The sequence below is a fragment of the Micromonospora sp. NPDC049047 genome, assembly GCF_040649135.1.
GTDB lineage: Bacteria > Actinomycetota > Actinomycetes > Mycobacteriales > Micromonosporaceae > Micromonospora.
The window spans coordinates 29,945-50,826 of the sequence record NZ_JBEZEY010000025.1 but is presented as its reverse complement, the minus strand read 5'-3'; the positions used below and the strand labels follow the sequence as shown (position 1 = coordinate 50,826).

Below are 20,882 nucleotides of genomic sequence, written 5' to 3'. Positions count from 1 at the left end.
CGGGGTGGGGAAGGTGAGCGATTGAGGGAACTGTAGGTTTGCACCCGGTCTGATCCGTTTTTATGTGATCCGCCGTCATCTGAGCCTGCGCCATGCCGCCAACTTCGTAGGTCCCCCGCGTCGAAATCTTGACAACCGTCATCAGGTAGCTCAAGGTTCCGCTCACGTGCGCTGTGCTGTCGGCCGAAGCCGATGTCAATACGGGGGAGTTCAGATGTGGGCCATTGACCGTTCGAAAACAACGCCGCATGCTAGAGGCTGGCAAGCGGCAGTGATTGCAATTCTTATGATGCTTGGCTTTGCATATTGGGCGGAGCCGGCACGGGCGGCGGTCTCGACAATGACGGCAGCGCAGCTGAACACGATGTTCAAGACCTATGGGGACGCCGGGAACCATTGGACCGGAGGTGACGGCACGACCTCGGTCGCCCTGCCGGACGGTCGGGTCGTCTGGCTCTTCTCGGACACCTTCCTGGGGACTGTGAACGCCGACGGCAGCCGGTCGGCCGACTCGCCGATGATCAACAATTCTGCTGTCGTGCAGACCGGTACCGCCCTCGGCGCGACTCTGCACAGCGGCACCGCGCTCTTGCCGGACGCGCTGGTCGTGCCGACCCAACCCGGCGAGTTCTTCTGGGTGGGCGACGCCGTGGTCGAGTCGGGAGAGCTGCGGGTGATCTACAACCGCTACCGGCGCAGCGGCTCCGCACCCCTTGACTTCGCCCTGACCGGGGTGTCACTGGCCAGGTTCGCGCTGCCGTCGCTGACGTTGAATTCGGTGCAGGAGGTGCCGGTCGGCAAGGACGTGAACTGGGGCGCCGCTATCACTCCGGACGGCAGCTATACCTATATCTATGGGACATCGACCGCCCCGGGACGGATGAAGTTCGCCCATGTCGCCCGTGTCGCCACCGGAAATCTTGACGGCCCATGGCAGTTCTGGAACGGATCAACGTGGTCGTCGGATCACGCGGCAGCGGCCCGGCTTCTCAGTGGAGTCGGCACCAGCTACTCCGTGCAGAAGGTTGGCTCGGAATATCTCCTGGTCACGCACGAGAACAACCTGGTCTTCGATCCGCAGATCGTGGCATACAGATCCACCTCGCCGACCGGGCCATTCACCGGCCCCATCCAGCTCTACACTGCCCCGGAAATCACCCCTGGCTCATCCAAAGTGGTTTACGACGCTCGACTTCATCCGGAGCTGGCGGCCTCCGGCAATCTGCTGATGTCCTACAACGTCAACAGTCTGAAGTTCGCCGACTCGCTCGCTGATGCACGCCTCTACCGTCCGCGTTTCGTGGACATCGCCTGGCCACCGCCGGCGCCGGGCACCGGGCTTCCGGCCGCGCCCACGGGGCTGAGCCTGACCGGGCAGGACGACTTCGCCGACCTGACGTGGTCGGCGGTGGCTGGTGTCTCCTCCTACCGCTTGTACCAGCGGGACGTCACCGGGGGGCAGACGCACTTCGCCCGGCTACCGGTCGCCTCGACCACGACGAGCAGACGGGCGGGCCTGCTGATCCCCGGTCACCAGTACGAGTTCAAGGTGGCTGCCGTCAACGGCTCCGGGGAAGGGGCGCACAGCACGACCGTCTCGATCACACCACGGAGCACCAAGCTGGCAGCCGACGTGATCGGGAACGCCAACATCGCGGACGCGATCCCCGGCAGCTACCTCGTCCGGCTCAAGGAAGAGGCGGCGCGGCCGGAGCGGCTGACCAGTTACGCGACACAGCTCGTCGCCCAGGCCGGCGGCACCCTCGGCCCGGTACTGCCCACGGCGATGCGAGGCTTCGGCGCGACTCTCACCGAGGCTCAGGCAGTGAACCTTGCCGCGCATCCGGACGTGCTCGACGTCGAACAGGACGCAATGGCCGACGTCTTCGGCGAGCAGGCCGACCCGCCATGGCACCTTGATCGTGACGACCAGCGAGACCTTCCGCTCGACCACAAGTATCAGTACCCGAACGACGGTCCGGTGCAGTCGTACGTCGTCGACTCCGGCATCCGGGCCACGCACAACGAGTTCGGTGGTCGCGTGACCACCGGATTCAACGTCCTCGACGGCAGCACCAACATCCCAGACTGCAGTAGGAGTCACGGTACCTCGGTCGCGGGAGCACTCGGTGGTGCGACCTTCGGTGTAGCGAAAGCCGTAAAGATCATTCCCGTCAAGGTGTTCCCCTGCACCGGTGAAGGAAAGGTCGGGCGGGCTGCCATCCTGGACATCGTCAAGGGGATCGAATGGGCTATCGATGATGCGCAGGGGAAGAAGCCCGCGGTGCTGAACCTGAGCTTGGGGGCGGCAGCCAGCGAGAGACTCGACGATGCGGCCCGGGCTGCCACCGACAGCGGACTCACGGTTGTCGCCGCCGCTGGCAACCATGGTGGGGACGCGTGCGATGTCTCGCCGGCGCGAGCGTCGAAGGACAGCGCGGTCATCACCGTCGGGGCGACCAATAACGCCGACAAGATGTGGATACAGAGCGGAAGAGGCTCCTGCGTAACACTGTTCGCACCGGGCGTCGACATTATGACCGCCGGATCCGTCAGTGACAGCGAAGTTGTGCCGAAAACTGGTACTTCCCTTGCCGTGCCGCAGGTTTCGGGTGCCGCCGCTATGCTGCTCTCGGCCCACCCCGGCCACAGCCCCAGCGACGTCAAGAAGGCGCTTGTCGGGGCGGCGAGTAAAGACAAGTTGGCCGGCACCGGCACCGGATCCCCAAACCTTCTGCTGTTCGTGGAACGGCCGCCGGCCACCGCACCTGCCAACTTGACGGCAACGGCTGTCGACGATGGCACAATCGCGTTGAAGTGGGACCCGGTCGCTGCGGAAAATGCGCACTACTTGGTTTCGTCAAGAGATGTGACCGCGGGTGAGGCCAACTTCGTGCGCTGGCCCTCTCCGGTCTTCGACGGGACCACCGCAATCGCGCGGAATCTGCTGGAAGGCCACCTGTACGAGTTCCGGGTAGCCGCTGCCAACAGCGCCGGCACCGGCCCGGAGTCCAACATCGCCCGTGCGACGAGCGATCGTGTCGGACCGCCGGCGCCGACGGGCCTGACGGCAACCTCGAAATCCGATGGATCGATCACCTTGGCCTGGAACTCCCTTGGCACCGACATCTGGTACTGGATCTACCAGCGCGACGTGACGACGGGCGAGACCGAGTTCACCCGGCTGGAAATTCCGCTCAGCACCTGCTGCACGTTCAACGCGGGCCTACTACTCCACGGACACGAGTACGAGTTCAAGGTTACTGGTAGCCACCAGGGTGGCGAGGGTCAGGCATCTACACCGGCCCGAGCAACCTCGACCTATCCAAGACCAGCACCACCGACCAATCTCCTCGCCGCAGCGGAGGACGGACGAGTGGTGTTGAACTGGACAGCGAGTGCCACCTCCAACGTCTGGTATCTGATCCAGCAGCGGGACGTGACCCTCGGCGAAACCGAGTTCACCACACTGGAACTGCCGGTCACCACCTGCTGCACCTTCACTGCTGGTTACCTGGCCAACGGGCACACGTACGAGTTCATGGTGACGACAACCAGCCAAGGCGGGGAGTCCGTACCGTCGAATCGGGTGAGCGCCAAGCCGATGCCGCCGCTGCCCGGCAAGGTCACCGGACTCGCAGCCACGGCTTTGTCCAATGGAGACATCAAACTCAACTGGACGTCGCCGGCCGGCGACAGCCTCTGGTTTGACGTCTACCAGCGAGACGTGAGCCTCGGGCAGGGTTTCACCAAGCTGCCGGTGCCGATCACCAGCTGCTGCACGTGGACGGCCGGCCTACTCACTCACAACCACGTCTATGAGTTCAAGATAGCGGCGACGAATGCGTCGGGTGCCGGCGCGCAATCCGCTGTCGCCTCCGCCACCTCGCGCTACAGCCCGCCAAGCGCACCGGCGAACCTGCGCGGCGCTACCGCCGGCGACGGCACCATCGATCTCGACTGGGACGCGCCAGGACCGGAGGGCTACCTCTACTGGATCTACCGTCGGGATGTGACGGCCGGTGAGGCATTCAGCAAGCTCCCCTACCCGACAGAGGAGACCAAAGCTTCTGTCGGCCTGCTGGTCCACAACCACGTCTACGAGTTCAAGGTGACAGCCGAGAACCAGGGGGGTCAGGGACCGGCTTCGAACGCGGTGACGATTACGGCACGTGGTGGACTGCCCGGGGCTCCGACCGGACTCTCCGCCACCGCGGGCGACGGCCAGGTAACGCTGAGATGGACGGCTAGTCCGACCACAGGGGCCATCTACAACATCTACCAGCGGGACAAGACCGCCAATCAGTCGTGGCAGAAACTCTCGCTACCCATTTCTGGGACCAGCATGACCACGAGCTACCTGAGCAACGGGCACACCTATGAGTTCAAGGTCACCGCCTCGAACTTCGCCGGTGACTCGGCGGCCTCGAACGTGGCGTCGGCGCGGCCGATGCCACCATTGCCGCAGGCACCGTCGAACTTGAGTGCTTCGGCGGGCGACGGCAAGGTGACCCTGAGGTGGTCGGCCAGCTCGACGCCGAACGTGTCGTACTGGATCGAGTCGCGGGCCAAGGGCGGCAGTTGGTCCAGGTTGCCGGTGTCGATTGGCTGCTGTTCGGACACGATGAATCTGCTTTTCAATGGGACGACGTACGAGTTCCGCATCCGGGCGACGAACCTCAGCGGTGACTCGGCACCGACGAACGTTGCGTCGGCGCGGCCGATGCCACCATTCCCGCAGGCACCGTCGAACTTGAGTGCTTCGGCGGGCGACGGCAAGGTGACCCTGAGGTGGTCGGCCAGCTCGACGCCGAACGTGTCGTACTGGATCGAGTCGCGGGCCAAGGGCGGCAGTTGGTCCAGGTTGCCGGTGTCGATTGGCTGCTGTTCGGACACGATGAATCTGCTTTTCAATGGGACGACGTACGAGTTCCGCATCCGGGCGACGAACCTCAGCGGTGACTCGGCACCCACGAACGTTGCCTCCGCCCGGCCGTGGCCTCCGATACCGCAGGCTCCATACACCCTCCGAGGCACTGTTAGTAAGAACGCCGTCACCCTGACCTGGTTTGCCAGTCCGACGCCGCGGATCTACTACCGGGTATACATGCGTAACGTGACCCGGGGTGGCAGCTGGAGCACTGCGGCCGGATTCCTGACCAACACCTCGGTGTATGTGCCGTACCTGATCGGCGGTGACCGCTACGAGTTCAAGGTTGTGGCAGAGAACATGGCCGGAGAAAGCGCTTCGACGAACACCGCCAGCTTCCGGATACCTGAAGTCTACGCGGACGTGAACTGCACCGATTACTACACACCTATCAAAGGCATTCCGGTCGGGTGGACGTCGGTGGAGTCCAGCGCCTTCGGGATCGCCGGTGGGGACGGCGCCCGTATCAAGGTCCAGCTCAGGGTATGGGAGAACAACCAACTGTGGACGAGCACCGACTTCTGGTTGACCACCAGTAGTATCGGTTTCTGGAGCACCAGGGTGGACGAGCACGAGTCATACGGGGGTGGAGATTACAGCCTCTACGCCAGTGTCTACGGCCCGAACGGCGAAGACTGGGGCCGGGACAGCGACTCGGCTTCCTGTGACGGGCCCTAGCCTCGCCCCCTGATCAAGGGCTGAATCCGAAACGGCGCAAGGACGTAGGGCAGCGGCCCGGTTGATGACCCTCAACCGGGCCGCTGCTTTTCGTCCACACCTGTTCGTCCTGCGTCTATCGGACGATCGGCGACCACTCCCGCTGGCTGACGATCGTCACTCCGGGGGTGCGGTAATAGGGGTCCTCGGCGACGATCGCGGCGAACACCTCGGCGTCCGGGACGTCGAAGATCAGGAGCGCGCCGGAGTCGTCGGAGAACGGCCCGGCCATGACCAGCCAGCCCTTTTGGTGCAGCGCCTGGAGGCGTTCCCGGTGCGCGGGCCGAGCGGCAAGCCGGTCGGGATCCTCGCCGAAGGACAGTTCCAAGATGTACACAGATGCCTCCTCGTCGGGGCGGTTTCCGCAGCACCCTAGCGTGAAGTTAAGAACGCCCCGACCGGTAGTGACCCGGTCGGGGCGCGCAATGCAGCATGTCCGACAGGGGTTATCAGCCCTGGCGGCTCTTCCACTGCGGGTTCGCGCGGTTCACCACGACGACCCGGCCGCGACGGCGGACCACCACCGAACCCGGCTTCTGCTTCAGTGCACGCAACGAGCTACGTACCTTCATGTCTGCCTCCTCGGTGCAAGCGGTTCCGAGTATCGAAACGCCGCGCCCACCCGGGGGATTCCCGCCGCCCAGCGTGCTCGGCGGCGGTGCGGGGGGTGTCCCAGTGGTGTGTGGGGCGATTGTGACTAGTGTTTTCCCGCCGTGGTGGCTTGCTGCGGAATCGTCGGCAGCCGAACGGTGAAGGTCGCCCCGGCGCCGGGGCGACTGTCGGCGGCGATCGTCCCGCCGTGGCTGGTCACCACCTCGCGCAGGAGTGCGAGGCCCAGACCGAAGCGCCGGTCCTTGGCCCCGACACCCCGGTGGAAGCGGTCGAAGAGGCGCTCGGCGTCGGCGGGGTCGAATCCGGCTCCGCTGTCGGTCACCACCAGATCCGCGCCACGGCGGGTGGTGCGCAGGGCGACGTCGATGCGGCCGCCGGTCGGGGTGTGGGTCAGGGCGTTGGCGAGCAGTTCGCCGACCATGCGACGCAGCGCCGAGGCGATGCCGGGCACGAGGACCGGAGCCTCCGGGACGGTCAGATGCAGCTGGACACCCTGCTCTGCCGCGCGGTCGGCCTCGCAGTCGACGGCCTGGGCGGCGAGCAGGGCCAGATTGACGGGCTCGGAGGGGTGCCGGTCGGCCGGGGTGGCGGCGAGGCGGGCGGAGAGCAGGAGCTCGTCGACGATCTCGCCGAGGCGACGGGTGGTCTCGATCAGGCGGTCGTAGTCGTTGCGGTCGGCACCGGCGCGGCGGGCCAGGATCTGGGCGCGGGTGTGGACCTGGGCGATGGGGGTGCGCAGCTCGTGGCTGGCGTCGGCGACGAAACGGCGTTGCCGGCCGAGCGCCTCGGCGAGCGGCGCCACGGCCCGGCGGCCCACCACGATGCCGGTGAACACCGCCGCGGCGAGGCCGACCACCGCGGCGAGGAGGAAGGCGGCGAGCAGGTGACGGCGGTCGGCGAGCTGGAAGCGCGCGTCGAAGACCGCCTGCACGACGCCCGAGCCGCGGGGCTGGGTGCGGACGTAGTAGGTGGTGCCGTTGCGCTCGACCTTGTCGCTGCGGACCTGGCGGTCGCGGGCCACCGCGTCGATGGCGGACCGTAGCGGGAAGCCCGGCGGGGGCGGGTTCCGGCCCGAGTCGATCCGGCCGCCGTCGTACAGGATGATCCAGCTGCAGCCCGGCGGCCCGGCGATGGTGCCGTGGACCGCGCCGTAGTCGAGCTCCCGTTCGATCTGTTCGTGCTGGTTGCGCAGCAGTGCGGCATAGGAGATGGCCGCGCCCAGGGCGAGCAGTGCCGTCATGGTGAGTCCGACGAGCAGGCTGACCCGCGCCCTGGCCCGGCGCAGCATGGTGTCCTCGAAGCTCACAGGGTGCCCAGCTGGTAGCCGAGGCCGTGCACGGTGCGGATCACCGAGCGCCCGAGCTTGCGGCGCAGGTAGTAGACGTACGTGTCGACAAGGGACGCTGCGCCCGCCTCGTCGAAGACCCGGCTGCGCAGCTCGGAGCGGGAGTGGACGGTGTGCGGCCGGGTCGCGAGGACCCGCAGCAGCTCGAACTCGCGTGCGGACAGGGCGATCCGGGTGCCGTCGGGTAGGACGGCGTCGCGCACGGAGAGGTCGAGCTGGCCCGAACCGAGCCGCAACACCTCGGTGGCGTCATGTGTCCGGCGGCACAGGGCCCGGATGCGGGCGCTCAACTCGTCCAGGTCGAAGGGCTTCGTCAGGTAGTCGTCGGCGCCCGCGTCGAGGCCGGCGACCCGGTCCTCGACCGTGCCGAGCGCGGTCAGCAGCAGCGCCCGGGCGACCACCGCACGGGAGCGTAGCCGGACGACCAGGTCCAGCCCGTCGAGGGCGGGGAGACGCCTGTCGATCACCATCACGTCGTACGGGCGGGTGAGCCCCAGGTGTAGGCCACGCTGGCCGTCGGGGGCCTGGTCGACGACGTATCCCTCGCCGGTGAGTGTCTCGGCCACCATGCCGCGTAGCTCCGAGTCGTCCTCGACAAGCAGGAGGCGGGTCATGTACAGATGGTGACATGGAAACACGTCTATGTGTTGTGAAACTTGTCTCCTCAAACAATCAATCTACGGGGTTCCGGCGGGCACGAGCGACGGTGTAGGAGCGGGCACCCGTGCCTCGCGCCGCTCGATCCAGCTCAGCAGGGGTGTCGTCATGATTGTCGTGACGAGCGCGACCAGCACCAGCACGGTGAAGAGCGACGAATTCACGACGCCCGCCTCCAGCCCCACGTTCAGGGCGATCAGCTGCATCAGGCCCCGGGCGTTCATCAGGGCGCCGACGCGCAGCGCCACCGGGTTCGGCTCGCCCATCAACCGGGCCGCACCCCAGCAGGCGCCGAACTTGCCGACGATCGCCACGGCCACGCAGGCGACGGCGAAACCGAGCACGGCCGGGTTGCTCAGCAACGCGAACTCGGTGCGCAGCCCGGAGAAGGTGAAGAACAGCGGCAGGAACACCGTCGCCGCGACCGGCGTCAGCGTGTCGACCACCCGGTCGGTCTGCGCCGAGTGCGGCATGACCACGCCGACCGCGAAGGCGCCGAAGACCGCGTAGAGCCCGATCTCGTCGGTGTACCAAGCCACCAGGAAGAGCAGCGCCACAGTGCCCAGCAGACGTGCGCGGTCACCCGAGAGCCCCATCACGTAGCCGGTCACCCGCCGTCCACCCAGCCACAGCGCCAGCCCGAACAGCACAGCGCCACCCGCACAGACCAGCGCCGGGCCGACGGAGCCCGAGGCGAACGCCAACACCACGGCCAGCAGGATCCACGCGACCGCGTCGTCGATCGCGCCGCTGGCCAGGGAGAGCAACCCGAAGCGGGTGCCGGCGAGGCCGCGCTCGGTGATGATCCGGGCAAGCATCGGGAAGGCCGTGATCGCCAGCGCCACACCGACGAACGCCGCGGACACCCCGAGCGACACGCCCTCGGCGCGGATCGGAACGAAGCCCGCCATGCCCAGGACCAGCAGGAACCCCAGCACCAGCGGAACCGTGACACCCGCGAGCGACACCGTTCCCGCAGTGCCCGCGAGCCCGGTCACCCGGTGCGAGGTGAAGGCGTACCCGGCCTGGAACATGAACAACACGAGGCCGACCTGGCCGACCACGTACAGGATCGGCAACAGCGGGGCGGGAAAGAGAGCTGCCTGCGCGCCCGGCCAGAGCAGGCCGAGCAGCGACGGGCCGAGCAGCACCCCGGCGAGCATCTCACTCACCACGGGCGGCTGACCCGCCTTGCCGAGCAGCCAGGAGACGAGCTTGCAGAAGAGCAGAATGACAGCGACCGCGATGAAGAACCGCGGGGCGAGTTCGGTGGGGGTCACGCGCCTGCCTCCTCGAAGAATCGGGTGCACAACTTCTGGCGTCGGGCGTCGACGACCATCCACGTACCGCAGACCAGCTGCTTGACCGACCGCCCCACGTCGAAGATCCGGTCGCGCTGCCGCATCAGGGCGAGCCGGTTGCGGCCGGGACCGGGGAGACCCCGGGGCGTCAGGTACGCGGGACCGCGGCTCGGCAGCGAGCGGGTGTGCGCCACCGACGAGCTGACCGAGAAGCGTCGCAGCACCTCTCGGGTGGCCGCGCGTAGCTGCACGGGGGCCGAGCCGCGCGCCGGGCAGGCCCGGTTGGCGGTCACGCCGTACGGGATGAAGTGCGCGTCCTGCCGGCGCAACGACAACCAGCGGTCCGGGTTGAACTCGTCGTCCGCGGCGGGGCCGGTGCGCTGGTAGGCCCGATAGTTGAAGAGCAGCACGGAGCCGGTGGGGAGGACGTGCTCGCCGACGGTGATGGGTCCGGAGGTGATCCGGTGCGCGATGCCGAAGAGCGGATACACCCGGAGCGTTTCGTCGATGAGCCGGTCGAGCGACAGGTCCGACGTGTCCGTGACGGACCCGGAGCACAGCAGGATGTGCGCCATCGCCTCCGACATCTGCACCACAGCCGTGTTGAAGAACGCGCCCTGTAGGTACCAGGCGGTCTCCAGGGCGGTGAAGGGCGGCGGCAGCACGACCGGGCAGGTCCCCGCGTTGATCCGGTCCAGCAGGTAGTCGGTGAGCCGCACCCGCCGGGACATGTGCCGCAGACTCATCCCCTTCAGGGCGGTCACCACGTCGTCCGCGTTGGCCACGATGAGCGCGCGGACGTCGCGCGGGCAGGGTGCGCCGAACACCAGCTCGTAGGAGACCTCGGCCCAGACCGGCATCATCAGGTCCCGCAGCCGCACGTGGCTGATCCGGCCGGCCGGGAGCGCGTCGAGGATCCGCCGGGTCGCGGCCGTCGCCAGCTCGTCGGAGCGCGCGTGCGGGATGGCGAGCACCTGCCGGGTCGTCCGGGCGACCGTCCGGTACCGCTCGCCGGGCTCGAGGTGCTCCTGGTGCATCTGCGGGCCGGGCGCCAACCAGTACCAGAACAGGTCCGACAGGCCGGCCCCGCGGCTGCGCCCGTCGGCGGCCGGATGGCCGTAGACCCGCTCGAAGTCCGCCGGCCCCACCAGCGGCCCGGGCACCGGAATGCCCTCGGTCCCGTTGACCCGCTCGAAGATCCACTCGCGAAGGTCGACAACTGCCTTCACCGGGTCACCACCTGGTCGGGCGTCAGGTCGGCCGGCCGCCGCGCCCCGGCCAGGGCGAGGGCCTGATCAAGCTCGGTGGTGAGTCGCTCAAGAGCTTCCTGTACGCCAGCCGCCCCGCCCGCCGCGAGCGCCCGCACCACCGGACGTCCCACCAGCACCCCCGCCGCCCCGAGCGCCAGCGCGATCAGCACATCGGTGCCGCCGCGCACACCCCCGTCGAGCAGCACCGGGATCTGCCCAGCCACTGCCGCCACGACCGCCGGCAGTGCGTCGAGCGTGGGAATCGTCCCGTCGAGCTGTCGCCCACCGTGGTTGGACACGATCACACCGGCAACGCCGTACTCGACAGCGAGGCGGGCATCCGCGGGATGCAGGATGCCCTTGAGCAGGATCGGCAGTCCGGTGACGCCGCGCAGCCAGGCGATCCGGTCCCAGCCCGCCGTCGGGTCCATCGCGATCGAGCGGACCCGGCCTGTCGCGTCGCGCATGTTCTCGCAGGCGTAGCCGGGCGGCAGGTCCGTGAAGCCGTTGCGCAGGTCACGCTCGCGTCGTCCGAACACCGGGGAGTCCACTGTCACCACAAGCGCCCGGCAGCCCGCCGACTCGGCGCGTTTGACCACGTACTCGGTGAAGTCGCTGTCGGGTTGCGGGTAGAGCTGGAACCACAGCGTCCCGCCCGCCGCCGCGATCTCCTCGACCGGCTGGGTGGCAGCCATGCTCACCACCATCGCCGTGCCGGCAGCCGCGGCCCCGCGCGCGGTGGCCACCTCGCCGTCGGGGTGCGCGAGCCGATGAAAGGCCGTCGGCGCGACCAGGACCGGCGCGGCCAGCGACGTGTCGGCCACGGTGACCCGCAGGTCCCGCTCGCCGGTCGCCCGCAGCACCCGGGGCACGATCCACCGTCGCGCGAAGGCCCGCTCGTTGGCGGCCAGGGTGCGCTCCGGCCCGGCCCCGCCCTCGACGAAGTCCTGGTGAACCGGGTCCATCTCAACCCTCGGTGCCGGCGAGGCAGCGATCCAGGAATTCCCGCAGCGGCCGTACGTGGACCTCGGGCCGGTCCCACTGGTTCTCCAGGTTCTCGGCGAGGTGGTGGGTGCTGATCACCTTGCCGTCGCTGTGGAACCGGACGACCGGGTGCAGGTACGCCGCGTCGTGCGCCTGCCCCACGACGTCCTGGGCCACGCGGGTCACCGTGACATCGAACGGGTCGACCTGGTCGTGGTCCGGGCCGTACTCCAGGGTGATCACGAACGCCTGGTCGTAGTCGTGCCCGGCGGTGCGCAGGCCGGTCGACACGAAGTAGTCCACCGGCACCTCCTCGTGGTAGCGGGCCTCGGATCCGGCGACGGTGAGCACGTCGGCGAGGAACCCGAACTGCTGCCACAGGGCCGAGGTGCGGTTGATCCGCTCGATGACGGCAGCGGTCATCGCCGCCGGTTCGGCGGCCAGGGTCTCGGCCGGCCAGTCCGTGGCGTCGTAGCGGCGGGACAGGATCCGGTGCAGTGCGCGTACGGCGTAGCGGAAGCCGTGCACGAACCCGCTCGTGGACTTCCTGAAGTCGCGCTCCTGGGAGATCGTCCCGGCGAAGAACAGCCCTGGGACGTTCACCGACTCCCACGCTTCGGTCTGCGCCGGGAATCGGTCCCTGATGGCGAGCTGTGGCCGGGCCGAGGAGTCGAAAATCGAGTCGTCGAAACGGAATCCCGTACACGCCAGCACCCGGTCGTAGTGCAGTTCCTTCACTACCTCGTTCGCCCGCGAGAAGCTGAACTCGACCCGGTAGCCCGTACCGTCACGCTTGATGCTCTTGATCGTGCCGTCGAGGATCGCGTTCGCCGACTTGAGCTGATAGGTGTCGAGGAAGTTGTTGTTCACCGCGCGCAGATGCCCGACGTAATGGGTACGCCACGCCATCCGGACCGAGCTGGGCCCCGCGACGTGGATCAGTGTCGTGGTCTCCATGAGGTTGTCGGCGGTCTCGAAGGCGGAGTTGCCCTTGCCGATGATCAGCACCTTCTGGTCGAGATAGTCACGTGGGTCGACGCTCATCACGTCGTACCCCTCGGCCAGTTCGAATCCCGCGATGTCCGGCTGGTAGGTCTTCGACACGCCGGTGGCGACGATCACCGCGCGGGCCTCCCAGCGCCGGTCGCCGGCCTCGACGGTGAACCCGTCGTCGTGCTTCGCCACCCGGGTCACCCGGGTGCCGTAACTGACCTTGACGCCGCTCTTCGCCGCGAAGTCCGCGAGGTACCGCACCATCACGTCGGCGTGGGGGAAGTACCGGTCGGTGTATCTGGTGAACAGCAGTGCCGGATCGTCGGTGAGCAGGGAATTCCAGTCGAGCCGCAGATTCAGCTCGGCGTCGTCCGAGCCGGTGCGCGGTTTGTTGATCGAGATAAGTTGGCGGTGTCGCGGATAGGTGGCGAAGAACGCCCCCGGTCCGTCGGCGCCCTCAAGCACCAGATAGTCACGCTTGCCCTCGGCCTCGAACAGGGCTGCGAGTTGAAGACCGGCCGGACCGGCCCCGATGATCAGATAATCAAGCGTCACGGCGCTCACCGTACGAGCCGGAAATCAGAGAGATTTCAAGTTCTTCGAGAATTGCGGCAGCCCGTCGCACGTCTCCGTCGAGCGGCCGGTCCGGGTCGATCGGAGGGATCTCCGCCAAGGCTTGCAGGGTGCGGTCACAGCCCACCGCCGTGGGCCGCCGGGCCCCCACGTGCACGGCCTGGCGTAGCCCGAGCCCGAGCGAACCGGTGATCAGGCGCAGCAGCTCCGCCTGGTCCAGGGCGCGGAGAGCGGCCTGCGTGCCGAGCGGGATGACGTCCTGGTTGTGCAGGTTGGTGGGGAGGCTCTGCATGCTTGCCGGCACGCAGTCGCGCCTGATCTCGGCGATCAGCGCGGTCGACGCGAGCTGTACGCCCTGCAGCCCGTGCTGCTGGCCGGGTCCCGCCGCGAGCATCGGCGGCAGCCCACCGTTGCGCCCGGGATCCACGAGCAGGTCGAGTTGGCGTTCGGCGAGGTTGCCGACCTGCGCGATCACCATGGACAGGACGTCGGCGGCGAACGCGGCGGGTTGGCCGAAGAAGTTGCCGCCGTGCACGACCTTGTCGTCGGCCGGGAAGAACAGCGGGTTGTCACTCACCGCGCCGAGGTCCGCCGCCACGACACCGTCGACATAGCGCAGGGCGTCCTCGGCGGCGCCGAGCAACTGCGGCGCGCAGCGGATGCTGTACGGCTCCTGCAACGGTCTCGTGCCGGACTTCCGCAGGCCGGTGGAGGTGGCCCGCATCGCGGCGCCGACCCCGATGGCGCCGGGGTGACCGTAGGCGGCGAGCAGGGCGGGATCGAGGAACTGCGGGTCGCTGCCGAGCAGGTCGGCGAGCAGGCAGCTGAGCGTCTGCACCACCCGGTGCGAGGTGCGCACCCGGTCCAGGGCGAGGGTCAGCGCCGCGGTGGTGAGCGACGTGCCGTTGACGAGCGCGAGGGCGTCCCGGCCGTCGAGCGGCAGCGGTTGCAGACCAGCCTTCGTCAGGGCGACCCCGGCGGGCATCCGGACGCCGTCCAGGTAGGCGTGCCCGCGACCGCGCAGCGCCTGGGCGGCGGCACCGAGCGGGATCAGGTCACCGCTGGCACCCACCGAGCCGAGCCGGGGCATCGCCGGGGTGAACGTGGTGCCGAGCATGGCCGCGAGCGCGTCGATCACGTGCGGCGAGACCCCCGACGCGCCCTGGGCCAGCGACCAGGCGCGCACCAGCAGCGTCGCGCGCACCACGTCCGGGGCGAGGTCCGGGCCCTGACCCGCCCCGAGATGGGCGAGGGTGTTGTCGGCCTGGCCGCGCTGGTCGGCCCGGCCCGCGTAGCCGACCAGCGCCCCGAAGCCGGTGGTGGCACCGTAGATCGCCCGGTCGTCGCCGAGCGCCTTGCCGAGGAACGTACGGCCGGTCGCCACCCGGTTGCGCACCTCATCGCCGATCACGACAGCGACCGGGCCTGCCGCGGCGCGCAGGTCGGCGGGGCGCAGCGGCGCTGCCAGATCCACCTCAATCGTCATGGCAGCGGATGCTATGGACAGCTTCTCAGAGCGCTCTGAAATCGCCTCAGTACATTGCGTCGCATGACGCACGATTGCCTGATCATCGGAGCCGGGCCGGCGGGTCTACAGCTCGCGGCGCTACTTGAGCGCGACGGTCACGACTACGTGGTGCTGGAGGGCGGCCCGCGGCCGGGCACATTCTTTGAGACCTATCCCCGGCATCGCCAGCTGATCTCGATCAACAAGGTGTGGACCGGGTCGACGGACCCGGAGTTCAATCTTCGGTCGGACTGGAACTCGTTGCTGACCGACGATCCGGCGCTGCTCTTCAAGAACTACAGCACGCGCTACTTTCCGGCCGCCGACGATCTCGTGCGTTATCTCGCCGACTTCGCGCGGGGTCTGAACGTCCGCTACGACACCCGGGTGACCTCGGTGGCGAAGACCGACGAACTGTTCACGGTGCGGGCCGGCGACCAGGTTTTCCAGGCGCGCAGAATCGTCGTCGCCACCGGCGTCTCCCAGCTCTACGTGCCGCCGATCGAGGGCGCGGAGCTCGTCGAGCGCTACGACACGGTGAGCGTCGAACCCGCCGACTTCGTCAATCAGCGCGTGTTGATCATCGGTAAGGGAAACTCGGCCTTCGAGACCGCGGACGCGCTCGTCGAGACCGCCGCCACGATTCACCTCGCCGGGCCGCACTCCATCAAGCTGGCCTGGCAGACCCATTACGTGGGGCACCTGCGCGCGGTGAACAACAACTTCCTGGACACCTATCAGCTGAAGTCCCAGAACGCCGTCCTGGACGGCACCGTGGAGCAGATCAGCAAACGGGAGGACGGCGGGTTCCGGGTGGTTTTCCGCTACGCCCGGACGGTCGAGAAACTGCGCGAACTCGCGTACGACCGGGTCATCCTCTGCACCGGATTCCGCTTCGACGCGTCCATCTTCGCCGAGTCCGCCCGGCCGGAGTTGGTCATCAAGGATCGGTTCCCGGCGCAGACGCCGGCCTTCGAGTCGGTGAACGTCCCCGGACTCTACTTCGCCGGCACCCTCAGCCAGCAGCGTGATTTCAAGAAGTCCACGAACGGCTTCATCCACGGCTTCCGCTACGCCACCCGCGCACTGCACCACATCCTGCGCGAGCGGCACCACGGGCAGCCCTGGCCGTCGCGACCGATCCCCGCGACGCCGGAGGCGATCGCCGATTCGATAATCGCCCGGATCAACGTGACCTCGGCGCTGTGGCAGCAGTTCGCGGTGCTCGGTGACGTCATCACCGTCGACGGCGAAACCGCCCGCTACCGCGAGGAGGTGCCGGTCGCCTACCTGCGGGACGCGGAGCCGGACGTGTTCGCGTTCCTCATCACCCTTGAGTACGGCCCCGACCACGACCAGGTCGACCCGTTCGACGTCACCGTTCCGCGCCCGGCCGAGAACGACCCGGACGCCGCGCAGGACGCCAGCTATCTCCACCCCGTGGTGCGGGTGCTACGCGACGGGCAGGTGGTCGCCGCGCACCACCTGGCGGAGAACCTGGAGAACAACTGGGACCTGCCGACAGTGCATCGGCAGCCCCTCGAGGTCTTCGTCAAGGGCGTCCTCGCCGATGCCCGCTGACCTCTGGCCGCAGCCCGTTCTCGACCTCCTGGCAGCCGGCGGGGACCGGCCGGTCTTCGAGGACGGGCCGCTCGTCACGACCGCCGCGGAGATGGCGGGTCTGATCCGGCGCGTCGCGGCCGGGCTGCGCTCGTCCGGGGCGGGACCCGGCGTGGGTGTCACGCTCGATCTGCCGGTCACCGCCGCCGCCTTCGCCGCCACCATGGCCGCCTTCGCCATCGGGGCGCGGGTGTCCGGGTGGCGCCCCGACCTGAGCCCGGCACAGCTGTCCGGCTCCCTCGCTGTCGACTCGGTTCAGCTGGCCTCGCTCGCCGAGCATCCCGACGACGGGCTGCCACTTGTCGCGGCGGGACGGCCCGACGATCCCGCGCGGATCATCTGGACCAGTGGGAGCACGGGAACGCCGAAGGGTGTGGTGCAGACCTACGCGGCCATGTCGGCGGCCTGGGTCCCGTACCCGGACCGCTGGCCCCCGGCCATCGCCGAACTGGCCACCCGGATGCAGCGCTACCTGGTCTTCGGCTCGCTCGCCAGTCAGGTGATGCTCGAGTACGGCGTCCTCGCCCTCGCGGCCGGCGGCACCCTCGTCGTGGCCCCCCGGCCGGTCTTCCCGGCTGCCCTCGTCGAACACCGGGCCACGGCGAGCGTGATCACCGTCGGCAAACTGCACCAGCTGATCCGGGACCAGCGCGCCAACCCGGTGGACCTGCGCCACCTGCGGGCGCTGCTGGTCTCCGGGTCGCCACTCGCGCCGGGCCGGCTGGCGGAGGCGCTCGACGTGCTGGGTCCGGTGGTCTTCCACGGGTACGGGCAGACCGAGACGTCGATGATCGCCATGGTGACACCGGCCGAGCTGGTGGCCGACGCGGCGACGCTGGCCACTGTCGGCCGCCCGGCCGTGGAGGTCTCCGTTCGCGGCGGGGAGATCTACGTCCGCACCCCCGCGCAGGCATCGTCGTACTGGCAGGACCCGGACGAGTCGGCCGAGGTGTTCGTGGACGGCTGGGTGCGTACCCGTGACCTGGGGGAACTCGACGCCGACGGATACCTGCGGCTGCTCGGGCGCGCCCGGGACGTGATCATCGTCAACGCGCAACTGGTCCACGCCGGACCGGTGGAGCGGGCGCTCGCCGCCGACGCCGCGGTCGGCGAGGCGTACGTCGTCGGGCGCCCGGACGAGCTGACCGGCGAGGCGGTGCACGCGTTCGTGGTGCCGGTGGCCGGGCGGACGCCCGACCCGGACGTGTTGCGCAAGCTGGTGGCGGTGCGGGTGAACGATTTCGCCGTGCCGCGAACCGTCACTGTCATCGATCGCGTCCCGCTCGCGCCGAGCGGCAAGCCGGACAAGAGCCAACTCGCCCAGCTCGGGTAGCGCTCGACGGGGAACGGTGATCGGGCCCGACGTCGAACCTTTGCCCTCCGCCGGCCGTACCAGTGGACGGGAGGTCAACCTCATGACCGTACGCCGGCTCCTCGCCACGGTGCTCGTCGCTGCCGCGACAGTGCCGCTGGCCGCCACACCCGCCCGCGCGCACGGCGCCCCGACCGACCCGATCAGCCGGGCGGCGGCCTGCGGGCCCGTTGGCCGGTACGCGGCCACCGCCGCCTGCCAGGCCGCCGTCGAAGCGGGCGCGGCCGTGCGGGAATGGGACAACGTGCGGGTCGCCGCGATCGACGGGCGGGACCGGGAGCGGATCCCGGACGGCGAGCTGTGCAGCGGCGGGTTGTCCGCGTACCGGGGACTGGACCTGCCCCGCACCGACTGGCCGGCCACCGACCTGACGACGGGCGCGACGTTCACCTTCCGGTACCGGACCACAATCGAGCACCGGGGCACCTTCCGGCTCTACGTCACCAGGTCCGGGTACGACCCGAAAGCGCCACTGACCTGGTCGGATCTCGAAACACGCCCGTTTCTGACGCGCACCGACCCGCCGGTGCGGGCCGGCGCGTACCAGTTGGCGGGCCGGCTGCCGGCGGGGCGCACGGGCCGGCATCTGATCTACACGATCTGGCAGAACTCCAGCACCCCGGACACCTACTACTCCTGCTCGGACGTGGTGTTCCGGGGTGCCAAGGTCAAGGCCACCCCGGCGAAGGGCGCCGCGGTCGCGCCGCGTACCACAGCGAGTGGGCCGGCCACCACCGAGCCGGCGGCGGTGGTGGCGGCGGCCGACCCGGGCGTGCCGGTGGCGTCGGTGACCGACCTCGACGGGCGCTGGCCGGTGCTGGCCGGTGCCGCTGTCGTGCTGGTCCTGGTGCTGCTTGTCGGCGCGGGCCGACGACGCCGCACTGCGGCGGCCCCGGTCGGTCGGCAGTGCGAGGTACGCAACCACCGCCTCGGGCGGCGCCGGATCTGGTGACCCGGCCCGCCCGTGCCGGTCAGCCCAGCAGGCCGTCGATCTCGGCCAGCTCCTCGGCGGTGAAGTCGAGGTTGTCGAGCGCGGCGATGTTCGTCTCCAACTGCGCGACGCTGCTCGCCCCGATGATCAGGCTGGTCATCCGCGGGTCACGCAGCGCCCAGGCCAGCGCCAGCTGGGCCAGGGACTGGCCGCGCCGCTCGGCGACCGCGCCGAGCCCGCGGATGGTGGCCATCTTCTCGTCGCTGAGGTCGCTCTCGTTGAGGAAGACACTCGTGCGGACCCGCGAGTCGGCCGGGATGCCGCCCAGGTAACGGTCGGTCAACAGACCCTGGGCGAGCGGGCTGTACGCGATGCAGCCCGCCCCGACCTGCTCCAGCGTGTCGAGCAGGCCGTCGGACTCGGTCCAGCGGTTGAGCATCGAGTACGACGGCTGGTTGATCAGCAACGGGGTGCCCAGGTCGCGCAGGATCGCGGCGGCTCGGGCGGTCTGCTCGGAGTTGTAGTTCGAGATGCCCACGTAGAGCGCCTTGCCGGAGCGGACGACGGCGTCCAGCGCGCCCATCGTCTCCTCAAGCGGGGTGTCCGGGTCGAACCGGTGCGAGTAGAAGATGTCGACGTAGTCGAGCCCCATCCGACCCAGTGACTGGTCCAGCGACGAGATCAGGTTCTTCCGCGAGCCCCACTCGCCGTACGGGCCGGGCCACATCAGGTAGCCGGCCTTGCTGGAGATGACCAGCTCGTCCCGGTACGCCCGCAGGTCGGTGGCGAGCATCCGACCGAAGTTCTCCTCCGCCGAACCGGGCGGCGGCCCGTAGTTGTTGGCCAGGTCGAAGTGGGTGACCCCGAGGTCGAAGGCACGTCGGACGATGTCGCGCTGCCTGTCGAACGGGCGGTCCGGGCCGAAGTTGTGCCACAGCCCGAGGGAGACGGCGGGCAGTCGCAGGCCACTGCGTCCGCTGCGCCGGTAGGTCATTGTGTCGTAGCGGTCATCCGCGGCGAGGTAAGTCACGATCATGAGCCTAGCCACGGCCGGTAGTGCCCGGGATCGGGCGTGGAAACCAGGACAACGGGGTAGTTTCGAGGCCATGCGGTTCATCGCCCTCGACACCCCCAAACCGCTCTCCACAATCGGCCTCGGCACCTGGCAGTTCGGCTCCCGCGAGTGGGGCTACGGCCCCGACTTCGCGCAGCGGGCCGCCCAGATCGTCCGGCGGGCCGTCGAGTTGGGCGTGACGGTCTTCGACACCGCGGAGATCTACGGGTTCGGGCGCAGCGAGCGGATCCTCGGCGCGGCGCTCGGCGACGACCGGGCCAAGGTCGTGGTCGCCAGCAAGATCTTCCCCGTGCTGCCGGTGGCCGCTGTGGTGCAACAGCGGGCGGTAGCCTCGGCGGCCCGGCTCGGCGTCACGAGCATCGACCTCTATCAGGTGCACCAACCCAACCCGCTCGTCGCCGACCACACCACAATGCGCGGCATGCGGGCCCTGCAGGACGTCGGGCTGGTCGGCGAGGTCGGGGTGAGCAACTACGGGCTGCGCCGCTGGCAGGTCGCCGAGGCCGCACTCGGCCGGCGGGTGCTCAGCAACCAGGTCCGCTACAGCATGCTGGACCGCGCCCCCGAACAGGACCTGCTGCCGTACGCCCGGCAGGCCGGCCGGGTCGTCATCGCGTACAGCCCGCTGGCGCAGGGCTTCCTCTCCGGGCGCTACGACGCGAAGAACCCGCCGAGCGGCGCGGTCCGACGGGCCAACCCGTACTTCCTGCCGGAGAACCTGGAACGTGGCGCGGTCCTGATCGACACCCTGCGCCAGGTGGCCGACGCCCACGACGCCACCCCCAGCCAGATCGCGCTGGCCTACCTGCTGCACCACCCGAACGTGCTCGCCATCCCCGGCGCGTCCGGGGTGGAGCAGATGGAACGCAACGCCGCCGCCGCGGACATCGACCTCGCCGACGACGAGTACGCGGCGCTGGCCGAGGCCGCCAAACGCTTCCGACCGGTCACCGGGCTCGCCGCGATGCCCCGCATGCTGCGTACCCGGTTCGCCGGCCCGACGGGAAAGTGAGCA

General features: G+C 69.0%; 15 protein-coding genes. 5 read left to right on the top strand and 10 right to left on the bottom strand.

All coding sequences use genetic code 11. The features are described from left to right. Positions 1-214: 214 nt before the first annotated feature. Complete coding sequence (locus AB0B86_RS28485) at positions 215-5,608, top strand: fibronectin type III domain-containing protein (RefSeq protein ID WP_357420171.1); 5,394 nt, start codon at positions 215-217, stop codon at positions 5,606-5,608. A 115-nt stretch (positions 5,609-5,723) separates the two neighbouring features. Here the strand turns inward: AB0B86_RS28485 and AB0B86_RS28480 are convergent, their stop codons facing one another. From AB0B86_RS28480 to AB0B86_RS28440, 9 genes are all read right to left on the bottom strand, one after another. Then, the gene (locus AB0B86_RS28480; protein ID WP_357420170.1) at positions 5,724-5,984 is read right to left on the bottom strand and encodes a YciI family protein; all 261 of its coding nucleotides are present in this window, start codon (positions 5,982-5,984) and stop codon (positions 5,724-5,726) included. 112 nt (positions 5,985-6,096) lie between these two features. Beyond that, positions 6,097-6,219 (bottom strand): 50S ribosomal protein L36, encoded by a 123-nt coding sequence (locus AB0B86_RS28475; RefSeq protein ID WP_030490864.1) that lies wholly within the window; start codon positions 6,217-6,219, stop codon positions 6,097-6,099. A 125-nt stretch (positions 6,220-6,344) separates the two neighbouring features. Beyond that, positions 6,345-7,565, bottom strand: coding sequence for a HAMP domain-containing sensor histidine kinase (locus tag AB0B86_RS28470; RefSeq protein WP_357420169.1), 1,221 nt, complete (start codon positions 7,563-7,565; stop codon positions 6,345-6,347). Next, positions 7,562-8,218 carry a response regulator transcription factor gene (locus AB0B86_RS28465; protein WP_357405198.1) on the bottom strand — a complete coding sequence of 219 codons (657 nt, stop codon included), beginning with the start codon at positions 8,216-8,218 and terminating at the stop codon, positions 7,562-7,564. Before AB0B86_RS28465 ends, AB0B86_RS28470 begins: the two co-directional genes overlap by 4 nt. 63 nt (positions 8,219-8,281) lie before the next feature. After that, positions 8,282-9,541 (bottom strand): cation:proton antiporter, encoded by a 1,260-nt coding sequence (locus AB0B86_RS28460; RefSeq protein WP_357405196.1) that lies wholly within the window; start codon positions 9,539-9,541, stop codon positions 8,282-8,284. Next, positions 9,538-10,791, bottom strand: a complete 1,254-nt coding sequence (locus tag AB0B86_RS28455) for a cytochrome P450 (protein ID WP_357405194.1) — start codon at positions 10,789-10,791, stop codon at positions 9,538-9,540. Before AB0B86_RS28455 ends, AB0B86_RS28460 begins: the two co-directional genes overlap by 4 nt. Then, positions 10,788-11,777 carry an alpha-hydroxy acid oxidase gene (locus AB0B86_RS28450; RefSeq protein WP_357420168.1) on the bottom strand — a complete coding sequence of 330 codons (990 nt, stop codon included), beginning with the start codon at positions 11,775-11,777 and terminating at the stop codon, positions 10,788-10,790. Before AB0B86_RS28450 ends, AB0B86_RS28455 begins: the two co-directional genes overlap by 4 nt. A gap of 1 nt (position 11,778) precedes the next feature. Next, positions 11,779-13,344: an NAD(P)-binding domain-containing protein gene (locus tag AB0B86_RS28445; RefSeq protein WP_357420167.1), complete on the bottom strand. Its 1,566-nt coding sequence runs from the start codon at positions 13,342-13,344 to the stop codon at positions 11,779-11,781. Then, positions 13,334-14,848: an aromatic amino acid ammonia-lyase gene (locus AB0B86_RS28440; RefSeq protein ID WP_357420166.1), complete on the bottom strand. Its 1,515-nt coding sequence runs from the start codon at positions 14,846-14,848 to the stop codon at positions 13,334-13,336. Before AB0B86_RS28440 ends, AB0B86_RS28445 begins: the two co-directional genes overlap by 11 nt. 63 nt (positions 14,849-14,911) lie before the next feature. On the opposite strand from AB0B86_RS28440, the gene AB0B86_RS28435 reads away from it, so the two are divergent. The 3 genes from AB0B86_RS28435 (at position 14,912) to AB0B86_RS28425 (ending at position 18,813) form a co-directional block, all read left to right on the top strand. Next, the gene (locus AB0B86_RS28435; protein WP_357420165.1) at positions 14,912-16,450 is read left to right on the top strand and encodes an NAD(P)-binding domain-containing protein; all 1,539 of its coding nucleotides are present in this window, start codon (positions 14,912-14,914) and stop codon (positions 16,448-16,450) included. Beyond that, a complete protein-coding gene (locus AB0B86_RS28430) occupies positions 16,440-17,822 on the top strand; it encodes a fatty acid--CoA ligase family protein (protein ID WP_357420164.1) in 1,383 nt (460 codons plus the stop codon). The genes AB0B86_RS28435 and AB0B86_RS28430 overlap by 11 nt, the downstream gene beginning before the upstream one ends. An 82-nt stretch (positions 17,823-17,904) precedes the next feature. Next, positions 17,905-18,813 carry a lytic polysaccharide monooxygenase gene (locus tag AB0B86_RS28425; RefSeq protein WP_357420163.1) on the top strand — a complete coding sequence of 303 codons (909 nt, stop codon included), beginning with the start codon at positions 17,905-17,907 and terminating at the stop codon, positions 18,811-18,813. Between the two features lie 19 nt (positions 18,814-18,832). Here AB0B86_RS28425 and mgrA read toward each other — a convergent pair whose 3' ends face one another. Continuing rightward, entirely contained in the window at positions 18,833-19,828 is a 996-nt protein-coding gene (mgrA, locus tag AB0B86_RS28420; protein ID WP_357420162.1) for an L-glyceraldehyde 3-phosphate reductase, read from the bottom strand. Positions 19,829-19,898: 70 nt separating this feature from the next. On the opposite strand from mgrA, the gene AB0B86_RS28415 reads away from it, so the two are divergent. Next, entirely contained in the window at positions 19,899-20,879 is a 981-nt protein-coding gene (locus tag AB0B86_RS28415) for an aldo/keto reductase (RefSeq protein WP_357420161.1), read from the top strand. The last annotated feature ends 3 nt before the right edge of the window (positions 20,880-20,882 follow it).